A 19,824-nucleotide genomic window follows, 5' to 3' on the forward strand; every position below is an offset into this window, starting at 1 on the left:
ACTCGCCTGATCAATTCTTTTCCTTATTCTCTCATCGACTTCTTGGAGGAGCACATGGACGCTTCCGCGGCCTCCCAGCCCAGCACTCTGGCGGAAAAAGTCTGGCGCGACCACATCGTTGCTCAGGGCAACGGTGACGAGCCGGACCTGATTTACATCGACCTCCACCTCCTCCACGAGGTCACCAGCCCCCAGGCCTTCGACGGGCTGCGCCTGGCAGGGCGCCGCCTGCGCCGCCCGGATCTGACAATCGCCACCGAGGACCACAACGTTCCCACCGAGGGCATTAGTACCGGCGCGATTACCGAAATTAAGGACGCGATTTCCCGCACCCAGGTCGCCACTTTGCGCAAAAACTGCGAGGAATTCGGCGTGCGCATTCACCCCATGGGCGATGTGGAGCAGGGCATCGTGCACGTGGTCGGCCCCCAGCTGGGTCTGACCCAGCCGGGCATGACGGTGGTGTGCGGCGACTCCCACACCGCCACCCACGGCGCCTTTGGTGCGATTGCCTTCGGCATCGGCACTTCCGAGGTGGAGCACGTCATGGCCACCCAAACGTTGCCCTTAAAGCCTTTTAAGACCATGGCCATCAACGTCCACGGCGAGCTCGGCCCGGACGTGACCGCCAAGGATTTGATCCTGGCCATTATCGCCAAGATCGGCACCGGCGGCGGCCAGGGCCACATCATCGAATACCGCGGATCCGCCATCGAAAAGCTGTCGATGGAAGCCCGCATGACTATTTGCAACATGTCGATCGAGGCGGGCGCCCGCGCCGGCATGATCGCCCCCGACGAGATCACCTTCGAATACTTAAAGGGGCGCCCCCACGCCCCCCAAGGCGAGGACTGGGATGCCGCCGTGGAGTACTGGAAGTCCCTGCGCAGCGACGATGATGCGCAGTTCGACACCGTCGTCGACATCGACGGCTCCGCGCTGACCCCGTTCGTCACCTGGGGAACCAACCCCGGCCAGGGCCTGCCCCTGGACCAGGCGGTGCCCAGCCCCGAAGACTTCAGCGACGAAGAAGAACGCAAGGCCGCTACCAAAGCCATCGACTACATGGGATTGGTTCCCGGCACCCCGCTGCGCGAGCTCGCCGTCGACGCCGTGTTCGTCGGCTCTTGCACCAACGGCCGCATTGAGGACATGCGCGCGGTGGCCAACATCCTGGCGGGCAACACCGTCGCCGACGGAGTACGCATGCTCATCGTTCCCGGCTCCGCCCGGGTGAAAGAACTGGCCGAAGCCGAAGGGCTGCACACCATCTTTGAGGCCGCCGGCGCCGAATGGCGCCAGCCCGGCTGCTCCATGTGCTTGGGCATGAACCCCGACCAGCTCACCGCCGGCCAGCGCTGCGCATCCACCTCCAACCGCAACTTCGAAGGCCGCCAAGGCAAAGGCGGGCGCACCCACCTGGTGTCCCCGCAAGTCGCCGCCGCCACCGCCATCGCCGGACACCTGGCCGCCCCCTCCGACCTGGTCAACGCCTAAGACAACGCCGCACCACAGACACAAGGACAAGTTGAAACCATGGAAAAATTCTCCACCCACACCGGTGTTGGCGTGCCCCTGAACCGCTCCAACGTCGACACCGACCAGATCATCCCCGCCGTCTACCTCAAGCGCGTCACCCGCACCGGCTTTGAGGACGGACTGTTCAGCTCCTGGCGCAACGACCCCAGCTTCGTGCTCAACCAGGAAGCATTCGCCAACGGCTCCGTGTTGGTCGCCGGCCCCGACTTCGGTACCGGCTCCTCCCGCGAACACGCCGTCTGGGCGCTGATGGACTACGGCTTCAAGGTCGTCTTCTCCTCCCGCTTCGCCGACATCTTCCGCGGCAACGCCGGCAAAGCAGGACTGCTGGCTGCCACCCTGCCCCAGCAAGACATCGAACTGCTGTGGAAAATCATGGCCGAAACCCCCGGCATCGAACTCACCGTCGACCTGGAGAACAAAACCGTTAGCGCCGGCAGCCACGTGTTCAGCTTCGACGTCGACGACTACACCCGCTGGCGCCTGATGGAAGGCCTTGACGACATCGGGCTGACCCTGCGCCAAGAAGACGCCATCAACGCATACGAAGCTGCACGGCCCGCCTACAAACCCCGCGCCCTCACAGCATAAATACAGTCATTTTCGCCAGCGTAAAGGTGCTTTCACATGAATTTGACAGCGACCCGGCAGCAATTGTTATAGTGCAAGGCGAAGAAGAGAAAGCGATCGGCCCCCAGGATGAACATCCCGGGGGCCGTTTGTTATCCCACCCCACCTCAGGGGCAGGAGCCTAGGCAGCTACTTAATCGGCAGGGGAGAAGCCAAGTAGTCCGCACCAATGAGCTCACCCTGGTGGAAACTCAACACCCACACCCCAGCTTTCTTGGTATCGAACTCCTCCAACGGCAAACGGCCCTTGGCACTCAACCAGGCCACCACATCCGGAATGGTCAACCCTTGGGACACCACAATCGGGCACTCGCCTTGAGCAATCAGCGCCTCAAAACGCTTTTTCACCGCCGCCATCCGGCTCACCCACGCATCGTCACCAAAATCCTCATCAATGGTGAGCTCAAACCCGAAGTGCTGCGCAATCGGCTGCGCGGTCTGCTGGCAACGATCCGGCAAAGCCGACACGATTGAGGTCGGGCGGTAGCCCTGAAGCATGGCGGGCAAAAACTCCACCTGCCGCAAACCCTTCTTATCCAAAGGGCGCAAATGATCATTGCCTGCCCAGGTGCGACGCGAAAAAGCGTGCGCATGGCGCACCAGAATCAAGCGGGCATCCACCGGTACACCCAGGCGCTTGACTGCCTTATCAAGCACGTTGCGGTCCAACTCGTAGGACAGCATCTCGCGGGCGGTCGCAGCATCCACCCAGGCGATCGTATCCACCTCGTTATTGGAGGAAAACTCACCACCGGTGACCTCAGCCAGCCAATAAAACACCACCTTGGTGCGCTTGGCGACCGGGTAGGTCACATGCCCGAGCAGCTGGCCCAGACGAACCTCGAAACCGGTTTCCTCCGCGATTTCTCGCACCGCCGTCATCGGTAGGTTCTCGCCCGGATCTACCTTGCCTTTAGCCAGCGAGTAGTCGTCATAGTGGGGGCGGTGGATCACCGCGAACTCAAACTCTTCCGGGTTGTCGCTCGAGCGACGCCACAACACCGCACCCGCAGCAAAGGTGGGGCGGGTAAAATCTTGGGCGACCTTCGCTGGGATCGTCTGGTAACGGCCGGTGACCGCAACCTTTCCCGCCGTGTCTTTTTGTTCTTCGCGCTGAGCTGAACCCATCAGAGTCTTTCCTTCCACGCACCGTCGCGTCTATGTCGCAAAGGCCGGCAAGCCTTCGCGCGGTGCCACACAATGCTTTTCTGCTTTTTCTTCCCCACTGAATCTAATCCCAAAACCCCAATCCTGCAGGAATAGCACCCAACATGGCGTGGTTCGCTGCTGTGTGGGGCCGCCACAACTCCACGCTGGTGTCTGCGCCACACCGGAAGAGACTGCGATCGAGCCTGTGTGTCACCCGCTGGCGATATATGCTGGGGGTCTCACACGAGACAAGCGAGCGTGCCGATAAAAAGGGCAGTGGCGCTACAACAACGTCAAGGAGTACACCAGCCGTGAGTTCTGTAGCAGTAATGGGCGCAGGTTCCTGGGGAACCACCCTGGCTAAGGTTTTTGCCGACGCCGGAAGTGATGTCACCTTGTGGGCGCGCCGCGAACAGGTCGCCAAGACTATCCAAATCACCCGCGAAAACGCCGACTATCTGCCCGGCCTGACTCTGCCGCGCAGCATCACCGCCACCCACGATGCCCACAAGGCGCTTGCCGGTGCCGATATCGTGGTGCTGGGTGTTCCTTCACAAACGCTGCGCGACAACCTCGCCGCCTGGCGCGATGATATTCCCGCAGATGCCACCCTGCTCAGCCTGGCCAAAGGCATCGAACGCGACACCCACCTGCGCATGAGTGAGGTCATCGCCGAGGTCACCGGCGCCGAATCCAGTCGCATTGCCGTACTTTCCGGGCCGAACCTCGCCCGGGAGGTCGCTCTCGAACAGCCCGCCGCCACCGTGATTGCCTGCGAGGATGAAGCCCGCGCCACCCTCATCCAGCACGCCGTGGCCGCCCCCTACTTCCGCCCCTACACCAACACCGACGTGGTCGGCTGCGAAATCGGCGGCGCCTGCAAAAACGTCATCGCCTTGGCGTGCGGCATGGCCACCGGCCGCGGACTGGGGGAGAACACCCTGGCCACCGTCATGACCCGCGGCCTGGCAGAAATCACCCGCCTGGGAGAAGCACTCGGCGCGGACGCCCGCACCCTGGCGGGTCTGGCCGGTCTGGGCGACCTGGTCGCCACCTGCTCCTCCCCGCTGTCCCGTAACCGTTCCTTCGGCGTGCGGCTGGGGCGCGGGGACTCCCTCGAGCAGGCCGCACACGCCACCCACGGCCAAGTCGCCGAAGGCGTGATTAGCTCGCGTTCGGTCTTCGACCTTGCCCAAGCGCACGGGGTTGAAATGCCCATCACCCAAGCCGTTTACGGGGTATGCCACGCGGGGGCGGACGTTGCCGACATGGTCAAAAACCTGATGGGGCGCAGCAAGAAAGCCGAATAGTCAGAAGCGTGGACCGCCGTCGCCAAAAACATCCTGGCGACGGCGGTTTTTCATTGCCGGGCCACGTACGCCCGCAAACGATCGCCTCCAGCGGCAAAGGTGTGGCACACACGGAGCAAGCTTGTCTCACGGGTAAGATGTGCGGACGTGAACAACCCCGATCGCATCAATGTCGCCGTCGTCTATGGCGGCCGTAGCTCCGAACACAGCGTGTCGTGTGTCTCCGCTGGCGCCGTCATGAGCCACCTCGACCCCGCACGCTACAACGTCATCCCCGTGGGCATCACCCAAGACGGCACCTGGGTGGTAGGCGAAACCGACTACGACAAACTCGCCATCAACGGCCGCACCATGCCCGTCGTTGCCGGCGGACAAGCGGTGACACTGTCGATCGACCCGGCGCACGCCGGCGAACTGCGCTACACCGACGGGGACAACGTCGGCGAGCTCTACGCCCGCGCCGATGTAATCTTCCCCGTGCTGCACGGACGCTTCGGCGAAGACGGCACCATCCAAGGCCTGTTCGAACTATCCGGCGTTCCCTACGTCGGTACCGGCGTCTTGTCGTCCGCGTGCGGACAAGACAAAGAAGCCACCAAAAAGCTGTTCAACGCCGAAGGCCTGCCCATCGGCCAAGACGTCGTCCTGCGCGGCCGCACCGAACTGACCGAGGCCGAAAAAGACCTGCTAGGCCTGCCCGTGTTCGTCAAACCCGCGCGCGGCGGTTCCTCCATCGGTATCTCCAAGGTGGAAAGCTGGGACGATTTCCCCGCCGCCGTCAACCTTGCCCGCGAACACGACCACAAAGTCATCGTCGAATCCGAAATCGTCGGCCCCGAAGTCGAAGTCGGTGTGGTGCAATACGCCGACGGCCGCGTGGTGGCCTCCGTTCCGGCACAACTCGTCGGCACCGACGCCTCCGAAGAAGGCTTCTACGGCTTCGACACCAAATACCTCGACAACGTCGTCGCCGCCCACATCCCCGCGCCCCTGAGCCAGCAGCACACCGCACTGATCCAAAGCCTCGCCGTCGAAGCATTCCACGCGCTGAGCTGTGAAGGCATAGCCCGCGTCGACTTCTTCGTCACCGAGGCAGGCCCCGTCCTCAACGAAATCAACACCATGCCGGGCTTCACCCCGATCAGCATGTACCCGCAGGTGTTTGCCGCCAGCGGTGTCTCATACGAACAACTGTTGAGCATCCTCATCGAACGTGCCCTGGCCACCCACCGGCCCAAAGAATAAACCCTCCCTTTAAGCCACAGGACACGTAAGAAACACTCGGGGCGGTTCGCATCAACCAAGATACGAACCGCCCCGAGTTGTTGCATTATTCGGCGGCCAAGCGCAGCTTTTCACCACGCACAAAAAGACCCGGCCCCTACTGCGGCTGCACCTGACTACGCTGCAGGTTTTTCACCATCGCATCAGAAACACTCGTCACCGCAGTGCCACCGACCGATCGCGGAGTACTCACCGCCACCGTTGCATCAAAGCCCAGGCCATAAAACACGCCCGCAGTCGAACCATTTTTCAGCTCCGCCGAAGTCAACCACGGCACCGAATTCACATCATCAAGACGCGCACCCGGCTGATACTCCACCGGGAAGCCAACACCACAACGAACCACCACAGGCTCCACCCCCTCGGCCGTGTACACCACAGCGCCCTCCGGGGCACCCGCAGCACGAACCGCAGCCTCATCCAAGCGCTTATAGCCATCACCCACAGACGCCGGCAACGCCTTAGCAAAAGCAGAACACTGCGCGGCAACAGCCGCATAATCGGCCGCTTGCGGCAGATCACCCAGCGGAACACCAGCCGGCTGAGGATGCGCCTCAGCAATCCCAGCGACCGCCTCCGACAGGTCAACCACCGGATCATCCGCCACATCAGTAGTCACAGCAACAGTCGGGGCACGATTGACCGAATACCACGACACCAAAGAACTACCCGGAGTGTCATCAGTGACCTTCAACCACTCCACCCCATCCACATCCCGAGTATGAGACAGCACAGAAAACTGCGCCGGCACACTCACCCCACACCGCACCGACACCTGACGCTGCGAATCAGCCGCAAACACCGCCGCCCCCTCAGGTGCAGGATCCGCCAACTCAGCACGCTCAAAACCCATCACCTTCTTCGGCAACCGATCAAGAAACTCCGCACACTGCACAGAAGACGCATCCGGGGCCGCCACCGGCGACAAACTCACCGGCTGATGAGCCGCCCGCTCATACACCACCTTCGCCCCCACCAACACGCCCACAGTCAACGCAATCGCCAACCCCAAAGCAATCAACATCGGAGTCCTACTGACAGCAGAAAAACTCTCCAACTCCGCAGAAGATTCCACAACCGGGGACGCACTCACATCACGATCACTCATAAAGAAACAGCATAAACCCAACCACCCACGAGCCACCCCCAACATCCACTACAGTGACGCTTGTGACATCTTGCCCCACCACCTTCACCGCGGACACCTACCCCGGGCCCACCATCAAAGACGCCGGCGAACACGAAACCATCGCCGCCATCGGACGCAACGCCCCCAGCAGCCGCAACGGAGACGACGCCGCAGTGCTCGCCAGCCCAGCACCCAACTCCCGCACCGTCGTCTCCACCGACGCCCTCGTCAGCGGACGCCACTTCAACCCCAACTGGACCAGCGCCTACCACCTGGGACGCAAGGCAATCACCCAAAACTTCGCCGACATCGAAGCCATGGGCGCCCGCCCCATCGCAGCCGTCGCAGCCCTCGCAGCACCCGCCCACACCCCACTAGCCGCCATCGAAGACCTCGCCCGCGGCATGAACGCCCGACTCACCGACTACAGCGCAGAACTCGTCGGCGGCGACATCACCCAAGCCCCAACACTCACCATCGCCGTCACCGCCATCGGCCTCATCGGCGGCGACAAACCACCACTGACCCTCAACGCCGCCCGACCCGGCCAAAAACTCGTCGCCGCCGGCAACATCGGCCACGCCGCAGCAGGACTCGCACTACTAAGCAAACTCGGCCCCGACAACATCCCCACCCACCTCACCCACCTCGTACGCGCACAACTCGACCCCCAACTCGTCCCCAACCGCGGACTCGTCGCCCGCGCCACCGGCGCCACCGCCATGACCGACAACTCCGACGGCCTCATCACCGACCTCACCGCCATCGCCACCGCCAGCAACGTCCGCATCGACATCCACACCAACGCCATCCAACCCACCCCAGAACTCGCACACGCAGCCCAAATCTGCCACACCGACCCCTGGGAATGGATCCTCAGCGGCGGCGAAGACCACACCCTGCTCGCCACCACCGTCCACGAACCCCCCAGCGGCTTCCGCATCATCGGACACGTCAGCAAACAACGCGGCCACCTCCCCGTCAGCATCGACGGAGAAAACCCGCCCTACAACCGCGGCTGGCAAGCCTTCGACAAACCAGCCACCACCTAAACACCACACCCCAACACACCCCAACACACCCCATGGAACACCACTTCGGCCCCTACGGCCCCCTCTACAACGAACACGGCGAACTACCCATCCACAACAGCTGGAAAGACACCTTCGCCCCACTCAAAGACACCATCAACCACCTCAACGACTTCCTCGCCGACCAAGCCACAAACGGCCCCGGATTCCTACCACACCACACCAACATCTGGCGCGCCTACACCACCGACAAAAACACCATCAAAGTCCTCATCCTCGGCCAAGACCCCTATCCCACCCCCGGCCACGGCATCGGACTCGCCTTCGCAACCACCAAAGACACCCAACCACTACCCAAAAGCCTCAAAAACATCTACACCGAACTCGTCAACGACCAACACATACCCATGCCCCAACACGGCGACCTCACCGCATGGACCCACCAAGGCGTCGCACTCATCAACACCGTCCTCACCGTCGCACCCAAAACCCCCAACAGCCACAAAAACCAAGGCTGGGAAACCATCACACAACACGCACTCAGCGCACTAGACAACAGAGGAACACCACTAGTCGCCATCCTCTGGGGAGCACACGCCCAAAAACTCCGCAAATACCTCCCCAACACCCACACCATCACCAGCCCCCACCCCTCACCACTATCAGCACACCGCGGCTTCTTCGGATCACAACCCTTCAGCGCCACCAACCAAGCCCTCATCCACCAAGGAGCCCAACCCATCAACTGGACAATCCCACCCACCCACTAAAATGACCACCATGCCACACGCACGGGAACTCAACGGCCACCAAACCCTGGCCTGGGCACACCGCGCCGTCAACGCACTCGAAGCACGACGCGCCGAAATCAACGCCCTCAACGTCTTCCCCGTGCCCGACTCCGACACCGGCTCCAACATGGCCTACACCATGCGCAGCGCCATCGACATCGCCGAAAAACTCCCCACCACCCAACGCCACAGCGCCAGCAACATCACCCACGCCCTCGCCGCCGGCTCCGTCCGCGGCGCCCGCGGCAACTCCGGCGTCGTCCTCTCCCAAGTCCTCCGCGGACTCGCCCAAGAAACCGGATCCGGAAACGTCACCGCCACCGCAGTCGCCCAAGCACTCACCAGCGCCTGCCAAATGGTCGACAAAGCCATCTCCCAACCCGTCGAAGGCACCGTCATCACCGTCCTGCGCGCCGGGGCGATCGCCGCCCAGCACGCGGTCGAACAGCACCCAGCCACCAGCGACACCCAGCTCCGTGACGTCGTCGCAGCAGCCTGCGACGCCGCCCGCACCGCACTGGCGCTAACCCCCAGCCAACTGCCCGCCCTTAGAGAAGCAGGCGTAGTGGATGCCGGCGGACAAGGCTTCGTTTTCCTCCTCGAGGCCCTCCTCGACGAAATCGAAGGGCGCGACGAATCCGTCCTCCACGCCATGGTGCGCCCCGCCGACGATGCAACCCTTGATGCGGCAGCCACCTCCGGAACACAAACAGCTACCAACCACCCGCCCCGCCAACAACCAGACTCGTGCGAAAACCACCAGACGACGCACACCGACACCGACGAGCGGCGACTAGAAGTGATGTGCTTTGCGCAAGGCGTCGACATCGAACACGTGCGGGCACAGCTCAACGCCTACGGTGACAGCATCATCGTCGCCCCCGCAGCAGACGATGCCTGCACCGTTCACATCCACGTTGACGCCCAACAAGCAGGCCCACTGATCGAAGCACTCTACACATGCGCCACCATCAGCGACCTGCGGCTAGAAATCCTGCCCCCAGTGCCCGTGGTGCACGGTCCAAAACGAATCATCGTCGCCGTCGTGCCCGAAGGCCCACTTGCTGACCTATTCCGCGCCGCACAAGCAACCACCATCAGTCCAGGCGATAGCCTTGTCAACGACATTGCTTCCGCCGTGAAAAGGCAAGGGTCCCAGGAAGTCATTCTCCTACCCAACGGCCTAGCCACCCGCCAGCAACTCATCTCAACCGAACTGGCCGCCCACGCATCCAACCGGCCCCTGGCCATCGTCAACACCGATCACCTAGTAGCCGGACTGGCAGCCCTGGCAGTCCACGACGCCAACCAACCCCTGGCCGTCGACAACCTCGCGATGACTGAAGCCGCAACCAGCGTACGCACCGCACTGATCAACCAGGTTGAGCATGGACACCTCACCCCGGCAGGTGCCGTCGCAGCAGGCGATTGGGTAGCAACCGCCGGCAATGAAACCTTTGCCGTGGGGGAAAGCGTGCTGGACTGCACCGCAGCAGCTGCACGAACCTTACTGCGTAAAGACGGCGAGATGCTCACAGTGTTGGTGCAAAGCACGGTCTCCGACGTCATCACCGTCGACAACCTGGAAGCCATCCTCGGCGAAGACATCGACATCGCGATCTACCTGGCCGACGGCATCGACGCAACCGTGGAACTCGGAGTTGAATAGTGCTCGGCTACACCGACGACACCCCGTTGAAAGACCTGATTCCCGCAACAGTGCGATCCAGCCTGACCAAAGCGCTGGGAGTCAAAACAGTAGGGGAGTTGCTCCTGCACTATCCCCGCGACTACTCCCACCACGGACAGGGCGTCAACATCGACAACGCCCAAGACGGCGACACCGTCACCTGTATTGGCACAGTGACCTGGGCGAAATCCTCCTACACCTCCACCGGCAAACGGATGCACAAAATCGTCATCAGTGACGGCACAAACCAGATTCCCGCCACCTTCTTCCAGGCCAAACTTCCCAGCATCCAGCTGCAAGTAGGCGTGCGAGCCATGTTTTCCGGCAAAGCCAAAACCTTCCAAGACACCGTCCAAATCTCCCACCCCTCCTACGTGGTCATCCCGGACCCCAACGAGCAGTCCCCGCGCAGAAAAAAGAGCTTTGCCACGGGCAACCTCCGCCACCTCACCGCCTTCGGCACCGCAGAAGAACTCCAAGAACTACTCTCCGCACTGGAATACATCCCCGTATACCCCGCAAAAAAGGGCATAACCTCCTGGGCCATGCTGGGTGCGGTCAACGCCGTCCTAGACCACATGCCCGCAATCCCCGAACCCCTCGATGAGCCGCCGGCCGACATGGTCAGCTTCGACGAGGCACTACGAGGAATCCACCAACCCGATGAACGCGGACCCGAACCCTTCCGCACCCGCATCAAATACAACGAGGCGCTCTCCCTCGCCCTGGTCATGGCACTGCGTCGCGCCGACGCCTCCGCAGCACGAGCACCACAATGCCCCCGCAAACGCCAAGGAGCCCGAGCCACCCTCCTCAACGGCCTCCCCTTCGACCTGACCGGGGGACAAAAATCCGTGGCAGCAACCATCGCCAAAGACATGGCGGGTGTGACCCCCATGAACCGGCTCCTGCAAGGCGAAGTCGGCTCCGGAAAAACCATCCTGGCCGTTGCCGCCATGTGCCAAGCCGCCGACGCCGGATGTCAATCCGCACTCCTGGCCCCCACTGAGGTGCTCGCCACCCAACACGCCCGCAGCATTAAACACACCCTCGAGCAAGCAGGCGTCGACCTCAACGTCACCCTGCTACTAGGCGGGCAAACAGCCGCCGAACGCCAACAAGCACTCCTCGACATCGTCACCGGCACCGCCGACATCGTCGTTGGTACGCACGCACTGATCCAAGACAGCGTCGAATTTTTCAACCTGGGACTTGCCATCGTTGACGAACAACACCGCTTCGGCGTAGAACAACGCGACTACCTGCGCGGATCCGGATCTGGCGGCAAAACACCCCACCTGCTCGTCATGACGGCAACCCCCATCCCACGCACCATCGCCATGACCACCTTCGGCGATCTCGCTATCAGCACACTCAAAGAACTCCCCGGCGGCCGCCGCCCGATTTCCACAGCGGTTGTGCCGGAAGCCAAACCAGCCTGGGTGCAACGGGCGCTCGCCCGGATCGCAGAAGAAATCGACGCCGGACACCAGGCATACATCGTCTGCCCCCGCATCGACGGGGAAGGCGGAGTCCTCGACTTCTACGAACAACTCCACAACGGCCCGCTCGGCCGCTACAACATAGACATCCTGCATGGGCGCATGAAGGCCGACCACAAGGAACAAGCCATGCACGCCTTCGCCACCGGTGCCACAGACATCTTGGTCTCCACCACCGTCATCGAAGTCGGCATCGATGTCGCCAACGCCACCGTCATGTACATCCGGGAAGCCGACAACTTCGGTGTATCCCAACTCCACCAGCTTCGTGGTCGCGTCGGCCGCGGAGGCCATCCCGGCCTGTGCCTGCTACACACGACAGCCGAACCCGAAAGCCCCTCCTACAAACGTCTCGAAGCAGTCGCAGCCACTACTGACGGCTTCCAACTCGCCGAAGTTGACCTTCGCACCCGCCAAGAAGGCGATGTGCTCGGCACCGCCCAATCCGGAACCCACAAACGAGTACGCCTGCTCAGCCTCGTCGATGACACCGCACTGATCGCCCGCGCCGCAGCAGACGCCGACGCCCTGGTCGCACGCAACCGCGAGCTTGCCGTCGCACTCGTCAGCGACGTCGAACTTGAAGCCCAAGAGTTCATCGAAAAATCCTGATCCAACAAAACTCGGCTACCCCACCACCCCAAAAACTCATGAGCAAAACACAGGTCGAGTGGCATTGCCGCTAAAGTTAGCCCCATGAGAATCTGCGCGCCATTCGCCGGCATCGTTCACTACGTGGCAGCCGAAGGACAACGAGTCGACACCGGAGACGTCGTCGCCATGGTGGAAACCATCAAACTCGAAGCCTCCCTCCAAGCCCCGGGCCCCGGCATCGTTGCCTCACTCAATCACGAAGACTTCAGCGACGTCGAAGGCGGCGACATTCTGCTGGAAATTACCAGCGAGTAGCCACCCCAGGTGCCGACACCTACCTGCGGCCATTCACACATCACCACTGAGGAATCAACATGGGACAGACTCGAATCATCTCCGGCGAAGCACGCGGCCGAAAGATCAGCGTGCCACCATCCGGCACTCGCCCCACCAGCGATCGCGCCCGAGAAGGCCTGTTTAGCTCCCTCCAAGTCCGCTTCGGCTTCATCGGGAAAAATGTCCTCGACATCTTCGCCGGATCAGGCGCGCTCGGACTCGAAGCAGCCTCCCGTGGTGCTGAACATGTCGTCCTCGTCGATGACAACCCCAAAGCCTGCGCCATCATCCGCGCCAACACCACCGTCGTCGGACACCCCAACGTAGATGTGGTCGAGATGAAAGCCTCCAGCTACGTTGCCACGGCCCCCCACAACTACTTCGACATGGTGCTCGCTGACCCGCCCTACGAACTATCCGACGAAGCAGTCGCCGAAATGGTTCGCGCCATGATCCCTCTACTGGCAGACGGTGCAGCCGTCGTCGTCGAACGCCACCGTGACAGTCCCGAAACCGACTGGCCTGACTGCCTGGTGCCCACCACCCAAAAACTTAAAAAGCGCACCTACGGCATCGCCCGCATGGACATGGCCGTCTTCGACGCCTCGCTCGCCGAGAAATAAAAGCCAAACAACATCGCCGATCAACCCCAATAGTGGGGCAAGACCTGCTAAGACTAACCACGGCTGTTACCCTAAAACCGTTCAATCGCACCCAGCGCACACCGCCGGCACACAACCCGCAGGAAACACCGCGCTGAGGCACCTTTCCACAGAAAGCACATGGTGAAACTATGCGCGTCGTTTGCCCAGGATCCTTCGACCCAGTCACCATGGGCCACCTTGACGTCTTCGAACGAGCCGCCCGCCAATTCGAACACGTCATCGTGCTGGTCACCCACAACCCCAACAAACAAGGCATGTTCACCATCGAACAACGCCTAGAACTCATCACCCAGGCAACTTCCCACCTGAACAACGTCTCCTGCGACTCCTGGTCGGGTCTCCTCGTCGATTACACCACCAAACACGACATCACCGCCCTAGTTAAGGGACTACGGAGCGGACTCGACTACGAGTACGAACTGCCCATGGCCCAAATGAACCATCGCATGACCGGCCTGGACACCTTCTTCCTGCTTACCGATCCCAAATACGGCTACATCTCATCCACCCTGTGCAAAGAAGTCGCCCGCTACGGGGGAGACGTCTCCGGAATCCTGCCACCCGTCGTCGTTGACGCAATCCACCAAAAACTCGCCGATAACCCTAACGCTTAAACAGCAACCCCTGGAAGCTAGGTTTCCAGTAAGTACAGCGCACACCCGAACCACTGTTTTTGCATCAGGAATGCCTCAACTATGACTTCACTATTGCCACTGATTGTTTTCGCCGTTGTGGCGTTAGGTGCGGGCTTGCAGCGAGTGGCCGGGATGGGGCTAGGGCTGATTGCCGCAACGATTCTCTCGATCGTCATCGGCCCTGTCGAAGGCGTCCTCATCGTCAACGTCCTCGCCATCTTCACTGCCATTGGCACGAGCTGGGCGGCCCGCCACGACATCGAGTGGCGTCACTTCTGGCTCATCGCACCAGTGATGGTTTTCGGCTCGGTGCCCGCCGCCATCTTGATCACCCGGATCGACAAATCAGGGCTTCAAGTACTTGTGGGCGCTACGCTTCTTATCGCCCTGACCACCGTCACGTGGGGTAAACAAAAAATTCCCACCGTCACCCACCCAGCTTGGGCGATGATCGCCGGTGTCATCGGAGGTTTTACCAACACCCTCGCAGCCATCGCCGGCCCAGTCATCACAGTTTATGCCCAAGCATCACGGTGGCCCCATCACCAATTTGCAGCAACACTCCAACCCCTTTTCATCGTGACCGGTCTGCTGAGTGTGAGCACAAAACTTATTTTCGGCGCAGGAACACTCAGCGACACCCACTGGACCATCTGGGCAGGTGGGTTCGCCGGACTTGTCGTCGGCGTGTTTCTCGGCAGCAAATTGGCGCGTCGAGTTCCGCGCGACAAGGCTCGCATTCTGGCGATCACGGTCGCGATCGCCGGCGCTATCAGCGCGCTCGTCCATGGTTTGGAAGGTTTACTGCTGCACGGATAGGTATCCGTGCAGCAAAAGCAAAGGCTCCTTGGGTTAAACCCAAGGAGCCTTTGAACAACCGCGTGGCCTACAACAGGCTGGAGAGGAACTCTCGGGTGCGGTTGTGTTGCGGATTGTCGATGACCTGTTCGGGGGTTCCGGCTTCGACCACAACACCGCCGTCCATGAACGCCACCTGATCGGCGACCTCGCGGGCAAAACCAATTTCGTGGGTTACAACCAGCATCGTCATGCCATCGTCAGCTAGACCGCGCATAACGCCCAGGACCTCGCCGACTAGTTCCGGGTCGAGAGCGGAGGTGGGCTCGTCGAAGAGCATGAGTTTCGGTTCCATTGCCACGGCACGGGCAATGGCAACACGCTGCTGCTGTCCACCAGACAGCTGCACCGGGTAGGCGTCAGCCTTGTGGGCGAGGCCGACCTGTTCGAGCAGTTCCATCGCGCGGGCCTTGGCCTTGTCGGCGGGAACCTTTTTGACGTGAATGGGAGCCTCGATGATGTTTTCGAGGACCGTGCGGTGGGGGAAGAGGTTGAAGCTCTGGAAGACCATTCCGATGTCGGCGCGCTGGAGAGCTGCGTCCTTTTCGGAGATTTCGTAGAGCACCCCGTCCTTTTCGCGGTAGCCGATGAGCTCACCATCGACGTAGAGGCGGCCGGCATTGAACTTCTCGAGGTGGTTCACGCAGCGTAGGAGGGTGGATTTGCCGGAGCCGGACGGCCCGATTAGGCAGGTAACGGTGCCTCGTGGCACCTGGAGGTCAATGCCTTTGAGCACCTCGAGGTGTCCGAAGCTCTTGCAGACCTTTTGGCAGTCGATCATCAAATCAGCCATGGTAACGCTTTCTCCAAAGTGGAATTGGGCAGTGGTGGGGCACGCAAAAAGACAGGGGTCTTAGTCGGTGACGGTGACGTTGGCCGGGGGTTTGCCTTCGGCGTCTGCCAGCGCAGCCAGTTGGCGGGCGGTCAGCTGGCGGGATGCGCCCTTGGAGAAGTAGCGCTCGAGGTAGTACTGGCCCACCATGAGGATGGAGGTGATAGCCAGGTACCAGGTGGCGGCGACCAGCAGCATGGGAACCGGGAGGAACAGGTTGTTGGCGATGTCCATGCTGCGGCCGAATAGTTCGGCGGTGTAGGGAATGGCCACCACCAAAGAGGTGGTCTTGAGCATGCTGATCAACTCGTTGCCGGTCGGCGGGATGATGATGCGCATGGCCTGCGGCAGGATGGTGCGGCGGATAGTCAACCACCAGGACATGCCGAGAGCCTTGGAGGCTTCAGTTTGGCCCTCGGGAACTGCTTGGATGCCGGCACGTACGATCTCAGCCATGTAGGCGGACTCATTCAACCCCAAGCCGAGGGCGGCGAGGACGAAGGTGTTCTGCAGCAGGGTTTCTACGTTGATTTCGGTGATGCCCAGATTGATGGTCTGGTAGATGGCGGAGAGCAAACCCCAGAACACGAGCTGGACGTACACGGGGGTTCCACGGAAGATCCATAGGTAGAGCCAGGCGACGGCACGCAGTACCGGGTTGGGGGACATGCGCAACACTGCGAGGATCGCGCCGAGGACGACACCGAGCAGCATGGCCAGCACGGTCAGTGCCAGGGTGTGCAGTGCGGCGTTGGCGACGCGGGTGTCGAACAGGTATTGGCGGTAGACGTCCCAGTGGTAGGCCTCGTTGGTGGCGGCGCTGATGACGAACAGAGCTGCGAGCAGGGCCAGGATGGCGGCGGCAATCCAGCGGCCCGGGTGGTGCAGTTGCTTAGCCTCGATGGGCTTAGGGGCGGGGGTTTGGCCGGGGGAGTGAGTCACGGTCAACTCTCCTTGGAGTGTGTCTTTGAGGGATGTGGGGCTGTGGTCGATCGGTTAGGCGGGGTTGCCGTTGATCATGGCTTCCGAAAGGTGGCCCTCGGTGATGCCCCATGTATCGAGGATTTTGTTGTAGTCGCCGTTTTTCATGATGGAGTCGAGTCCGGCGGCGATGGCGGGTCCAAGGTCGGAGCCTTTTTGTACGGGCCAGCCGTAGGGGGCGGCGTCGAACATTTCGCCGCTGAGTTGGATTTTTCCGTCGGATCGGGCAACAGCGTATGCGGTGACGGGGGAGTCCGCACTGAAAGCGTCGGCTTTGCCGAGGACGAGGGCGGTTGCGGCTGCATCGGAGGAGTCGTAGGCCAACTTCTTAATTGGCTCTTTGCCGGCTGCGACGCAGGCGTCGGAGCGACCTTGGACGTCGTCGGTGTCGGAGACGGTTCCGCGCTGGACGGCAACAGTGAGTCCGCAGGCATTGTCGGGGTCGACGGGCTTGCCGGTTTGGCTGGCCCATTGGATGCCGGCGACGAAGAAGTCGACGAAGTCGAAGGACTTGCGGCGTTCTTCGTTGTCGGTAAAACCAGAGGCGCCAAAATCGACGGTTCCGGCTTGGACTGCGGGCAGGATCATGGAGAAGTCTTGATCCTGGATCGTCATTTCCAGACCCATGGTTGCTGCCACCGCGCGTGCTAGGTCGATTTCGAAGCCGATGATATTGCCGTCGGAATCTTTGAATTCGGCGGGAGCAAACGGCGGGTTGGTGGCAATGCTGATGGTTCCACGTTCGGCGATTTCTGCCGGAACGAGGGCTGCTACCTCGGGGTTTGTTTCGGGAATGATCGGTTCCCAGCCTGGAGGTTCACCAATTTCGCTGTTGGTGACGCAGCCTGTCAGCGTTGCGAGGACAGCGCTGAGGGAAACCAACGCCGCCACGGTGCGTCGTTGAGAAGAATTCATGGGGGTTAACAATAGCTTATGTGCGGCTGTGAAGCTTAAAGCAACCTGCACGTTTCGTGTGATGCAGGGTTATTGAGGTGCTGAGAGCGCCTCTGTCGCGATGGTTGTCGATTGCGTGCCAAGGCCAAGGCGGTTCAGCAACATGACATCAAGGCTTGACATTCCTGGCAACGAAACCGACAGTCCCGGGTGTCATGGCGGGAGTGGTTGCATAAATACCCACTTAAATCACCCCAAAACGCCAGGTCGACTCCCAATCCTCTGTGTCACACCAGATAATCCCCTGCGACAAAAGCCTGGCTAGGGCACTCGCGTGATTCCCCCGAACATACCTCCGCCATGACTCTCCAAATCATACGGCTGGACGTGCAGCGAGAGAGCGGCCACCGACGGATAATGAGTACATGGCTGCCACAGCACTTAACGATAGACAACAGATCGTCCTCGCATGGATTGCCGCGGGCTGCCCGGAGGACACAACACCGCCCGGCAACTACAAAATCTCCGCCCGCACCCTCGAATCGCACGAGCTGGTGAAAATCAAGGGACATGGCGATGCCTGGAGGGCAACGGTCACCGCCAGGGGCAAGCGCGTCCTCGCTGGTACCGAACCGCTGAAAAAGTCGCGGAAGAAGGGCGCTTCTACTACCACCATCACACCATCGTGGCGAGCGACCCCGTACCGACCTCGGGTGCTACCTACCGACGCAGAAACAGACGCGCTGCTCGGTGCCATCACCAACGCACCGCGAGGGTACTTTCGCATCAAGTGCGACAAAGACACCTACAAAGCCGAGTGGGAGCCCCGCCTGAAAGCCGCTGAACGAGCACTTTCGCAGTCGAACCCTGCCAACCGGCTGGTCTACACCTGGTCTGAGAAGTGCTATTGGTCGAAGTGGCCGTCGCACCTCATGGCGGGCATTGTCGAGGAGGTTCGTTTTGCCGACGCGTCGCGGGCCATCCTGGCCGGTACCCGCAAGATTGGCAAATACCACCCCATGCTGAAGCACTTTGAGGAATGCAAGAATTTCCGGGTGTCTAAGGAGGCTAAACCGCGAGCAAAGCGCCTGCTGCATGTGCTGTTTGTCGAAGCCGAGCGCGAAGGCTGGACGGTTGAATACAAGGCGGAGGAAGCGATGAGCTGGCAGCCCCGACCCAAAGGCACTGTGTTCGTTGGTCGCAGCGAGATCAAGGTCATCGAGCAGCACGATAAGTTTGAGCGTGAGCCCACCAAGCAGGAAGTCGCCGATTATAACCGCTACTCGTGGAACAAAGACAGGCCAATGAAAAAGCTCTTCAATCACGTTCCCAACGGGCGACTCAGCTTGGAATTTGGCTACAGCAGGAAGCTCAACGACACCAAACGTTCACCCACGCGCCTCGATGACGCGTTGGAGGGATACTTCACGCAGGAGCGAATCAGTGGCTTTTTCTCCCGCGCCCGTGCTGATCTGGAGGAACTGTACCGGAAGTCGTATCAGCGACGGGTTGATCGGGCGTCTGAAATTGTGGGCAAGCGCGTGGCAGAGCTCTTTGAGCTGGATGTGCTGAGCCGTCACGCTGAGCAGTTTGCGCACTATCGGCAGCTAGAGGTGTTCGTCGATGCTTTGGAGGGCGCTGGCGAGGTTGACCCGGATTACGTTGACTGGTGCCGGGCAGTACTTAAGCGTGAAAACCCGGTGCCGAACCTTGCGATCCCGACTCCGCCGGAGCTGGATCGGCAGGAGCACAAGAAAGAGATTGAGGCGGTGGCCAAGACGCTAGTAGACACGGAATTTTCGGCCTGGTCATCGATCACGTTTGAGCCACTGGTGCAGCAGGATAGCGACGAGCAGACTGGGACGGGTACGAGTATCACTATATGACGAGTGTTAGTGGACTAGTGGGCACGAAAAAGCCCCGTCGGGTGGGGCGGAGCTACGTGAGGCCGGCTAGACGGGCACGGGTTAAGGC

18 protein-coding genes are annotated in these 19,824 nt (G+C 61.2%); 13 read left to right on the forward strand and 5 right to left on the reverse strand.

Features of this window, described 5'->3' with window-relative positions; translation table 11 throughout:
- Nucleotides 1-54: 54 nt before the first annotated feature.
- A complete protein-coding gene (gene leuC / locus CAQU_RS05490; protein ID WP_075728426.1) occupies nucleotides 55-1,497 on the forward strand; it encodes a 3-isopropylmalate dehydratase large subunit in 1,443 nt (480 codons plus the stop codon).
- 39 nt (nucleotides 1,498-1,536) lie between these two features.
- A complete protein-coding gene (gene leuD / locus CAQU_RS05495) occupies nucleotides 1,537-2,130 on the forward strand; it encodes a 3-isopropylmalate dehydratase small subunit (RefSeq protein WP_075725933.1) in 594 nt (197 codons plus the stop codon).
- A 168-nt stretch (nucleotides 2,131-2,298) separates the two neighbouring features.
- On the opposite strand, the gene CAQU_RS05500 is transcribed toward leuD, so the two are convergent.
- On the reverse strand, nucleotides 2,299-3,297 hold the full coding sequence (locus CAQU_RS05500) for an NUDIX hydrolase (protein WP_075725935.1): 999 nt from the start codon (nucleotides 3,295-3,297) through the stop codon (nucleotides 2,299-2,301).
- A 332-nt stretch (nucleotides 3,298-3,629) separates the two neighbouring features.
- Here CAQU_RS05500 and CAQU_RS05505 point away from each other — a divergent pair, with 332 nt between their 5' ends.
- Both CAQU_RS05505 and CAQU_RS05510 read left to right on the forward strand, forming a co-directional pair.
- On the forward strand, nucleotides 3,630-4,628 hold the full coding sequence (locus tag CAQU_RS05505) for an NAD(P)H-dependent glycerol-3-phosphate dehydrogenase (protein ID WP_075725937.1): 999 nt from the start codon (nucleotides 3,630-3,632) through the stop codon (nucleotides 4,626-4,628).
- Nucleotides 4,629-4,775: 147 nt separating this feature from the next.
- Nucleotides 4,776-5,873 carry a D-alanine--D-alanine ligase family protein gene (locus tag CAQU_RS05510; protein ID WP_075725939.1) on the forward strand — a complete coding sequence of 366 codons (1,098 nt, stop codon included), beginning with the start codon at nucleotides 4,776-4,778 and terminating at the stop codon, nucleotides 5,871-5,873.
- A gap of 136 nt (nucleotides 5,874-6,009) precedes the next feature.
- Here the strand turns inward: CAQU_RS05510 and CAQU_RS05515 are convergent, their stop codons facing one another.
- The gene (locus CAQU_RS05515; protein ID WP_169836029.1) at nucleotides 6,010-7,020 is read right to left on the reverse strand and encodes a DUF3515 domain-containing protein; all 1,011 of its coding nucleotides are present in this window, start codon (nucleotides 7,018-7,020) and stop codon (nucleotides 6,010-6,012) included.
- Nucleotides 7,021-7,082: 62 nt separating this feature from the next.
- Between CAQU_RS05515 and CAQU_RS05520 the strand changes: the two genes are divergently transcribed.
- The 8 genes from CAQU_RS05520 to CAQU_RS05555 all read left to right on the forward strand — a co-directional run bounded on the left by CAQU_RS05520 (nucleotide 7,083) and on the right by CAQU_RS05555 (nucleotide 15,104).
- Nucleotides 7,083-8,093 (forward strand): thiamine-phosphate kinase, encoded by a 1,011-nt coding sequence (locus CAQU_RS05520; RefSeq protein WP_075725941.1) that lies wholly within the window; start codon nucleotides 7,083-7,085, stop codon nucleotides 8,091-8,093.
- 32 nt (nucleotides 8,094-8,125) lie between these two features.
- Complete coding sequence (locus CAQU_RS05525) at nucleotides 8,126-8,842, forward strand: uracil-DNA glycosylase (protein ID WP_075725943.1); 717 nt, start codon at nucleotides 8,126-8,128, stop codon at nucleotides 8,840-8,842.
- A 10-nt stretch (nucleotides 8,843-8,852) separates the two neighbouring features.
- Nucleotides 8,853-10,532, forward strand: coding sequence for a DAK2 domain-containing protein (locus tag CAQU_RS05530; protein WP_075728430.1), 1,680 nt, complete (start codon nucleotides 8,853-8,855; stop codon nucleotides 10,530-10,532).
- Nucleotides 10,532-12,667 (forward strand): ATP-dependent DNA helicase RecG, encoded by a 2,136-nt coding sequence (locus CAQU_RS05535; RefSeq protein WP_075725946.1) that lies wholly within the window; start codon nucleotides 10,532-10,534, stop codon nucleotides 12,665-12,667. Before CAQU_RS05530 ends, CAQU_RS05535 begins: the two co-directional genes overlap by 1 nt.
- A gap of 84 nt (nucleotides 12,668-12,751) precedes the next feature.
- A complete protein-coding gene (locus tag CAQU_RS05540) occupies nucleotides 12,752-12,964 on the forward strand; it encodes an acyl-CoA carboxylase biotin carboxyl carrier protein subunit (RefSeq protein WP_075725948.1) in 213 nt (70 codons plus the stop codon).
- A 59-nt stretch (nucleotides 12,965-13,023) separates the two neighbouring features.
- A complete protein-coding gene (rsmD, locus tag CAQU_RS05545; protein WP_075725950.1) occupies nucleotides 13,024-13,608 on the forward strand; it encodes a 16S rRNA (guanine(966)-N(2))-methyltransferase RsmD in 585 nt (194 codons plus the stop codon).
- 170 nt (nucleotides 13,609-13,778) lie between these two features.
- A complete protein-coding gene (coaD, locus tag CAQU_RS05550) occupies nucleotides 13,779-14,264 on the forward strand; it encodes a pantetheine-phosphate adenylyltransferase (RefSeq protein WP_075725952.1) in 486 nt (161 codons plus the stop codon).
- Nucleotides 14,265-14,345: 81 nt separating this feature from the next.
- Nucleotides 14,346-15,104, forward strand: coding sequence for a sulfite exporter TauE/SafE family protein (locus CAQU_RS05555; protein WP_075725954.1), 759 nt, complete (start codon nucleotides 14,346-14,348; stop codon nucleotides 15,102-15,104).
- Nucleotides 15,105-15,171: 67 nt separating this feature from the next.
- Here CAQU_RS05555 and CAQU_RS05560 read toward each other — a convergent pair whose 3' ends face one another.
- The 3 genes from CAQU_RS05560 to CAQU_RS05570 are packed head-to-tail and all read right to left on the reverse strand — an operon-like array spanning nucleotide 15,172 to nucleotide 17,871.
- Entirely contained in the window at nucleotides 15,172-15,936 is a 765-nt protein-coding gene (locus CAQU_RS05560) for an amino acid ABC transporter ATP-binding protein (protein WP_075725956.1), read from the reverse strand.
- Between the two features lie 60 nt (nucleotides 15,937-15,996).
- Nucleotides 15,997-16,917 (reverse strand): amino acid ABC transporter permease, encoded by a 921-nt coding sequence (locus tag CAQU_RS05565; RefSeq protein ID WP_211276137.1) that lies wholly within the window; start codon nucleotides 16,915-16,917, stop codon nucleotides 15,997-15,999.
- A gap of 54 nt (nucleotides 16,918-16,971) precedes the next feature.
- On the reverse strand, nucleotides 16,972-17,871 hold the full coding sequence (locus tag CAQU_RS05570; protein WP_075725960.1) for an ABC transporter substrate-binding protein: 900 nt from the start codon (nucleotides 17,869-17,871) through the stop codon (nucleotides 16,972-16,974).
- Nucleotides 17,872-18,275: 404 nt separating this feature from the next.
- Between CAQU_RS05570 and CAQU_RS05575 the strand changes: the two genes are divergently transcribed.
- On the forward strand, nucleotides 18,276-19,736 hold the full coding sequence (locus CAQU_RS05575) for a hypothetical protein (RefSeq protein WP_075725962.1): 1,461 nt from the start codon (nucleotides 18,276-18,278) through the stop codon (nucleotides 19,734-19,736).
- The last annotated feature ends 88 nt before the right edge of the window (nucleotides 19,737-19,824 follow it).

The sequence above is a fragment of the Corynebacterium aquilae DSM 44791 genome (assembly GCF_001941445.1).
Taxonomy (GTDB): Bacteria; Actinomycetota; Actinomycetes; order Mycobacteriales; family Mycobacteriaceae; genus Corynebacterium; species Corynebacterium aquilae.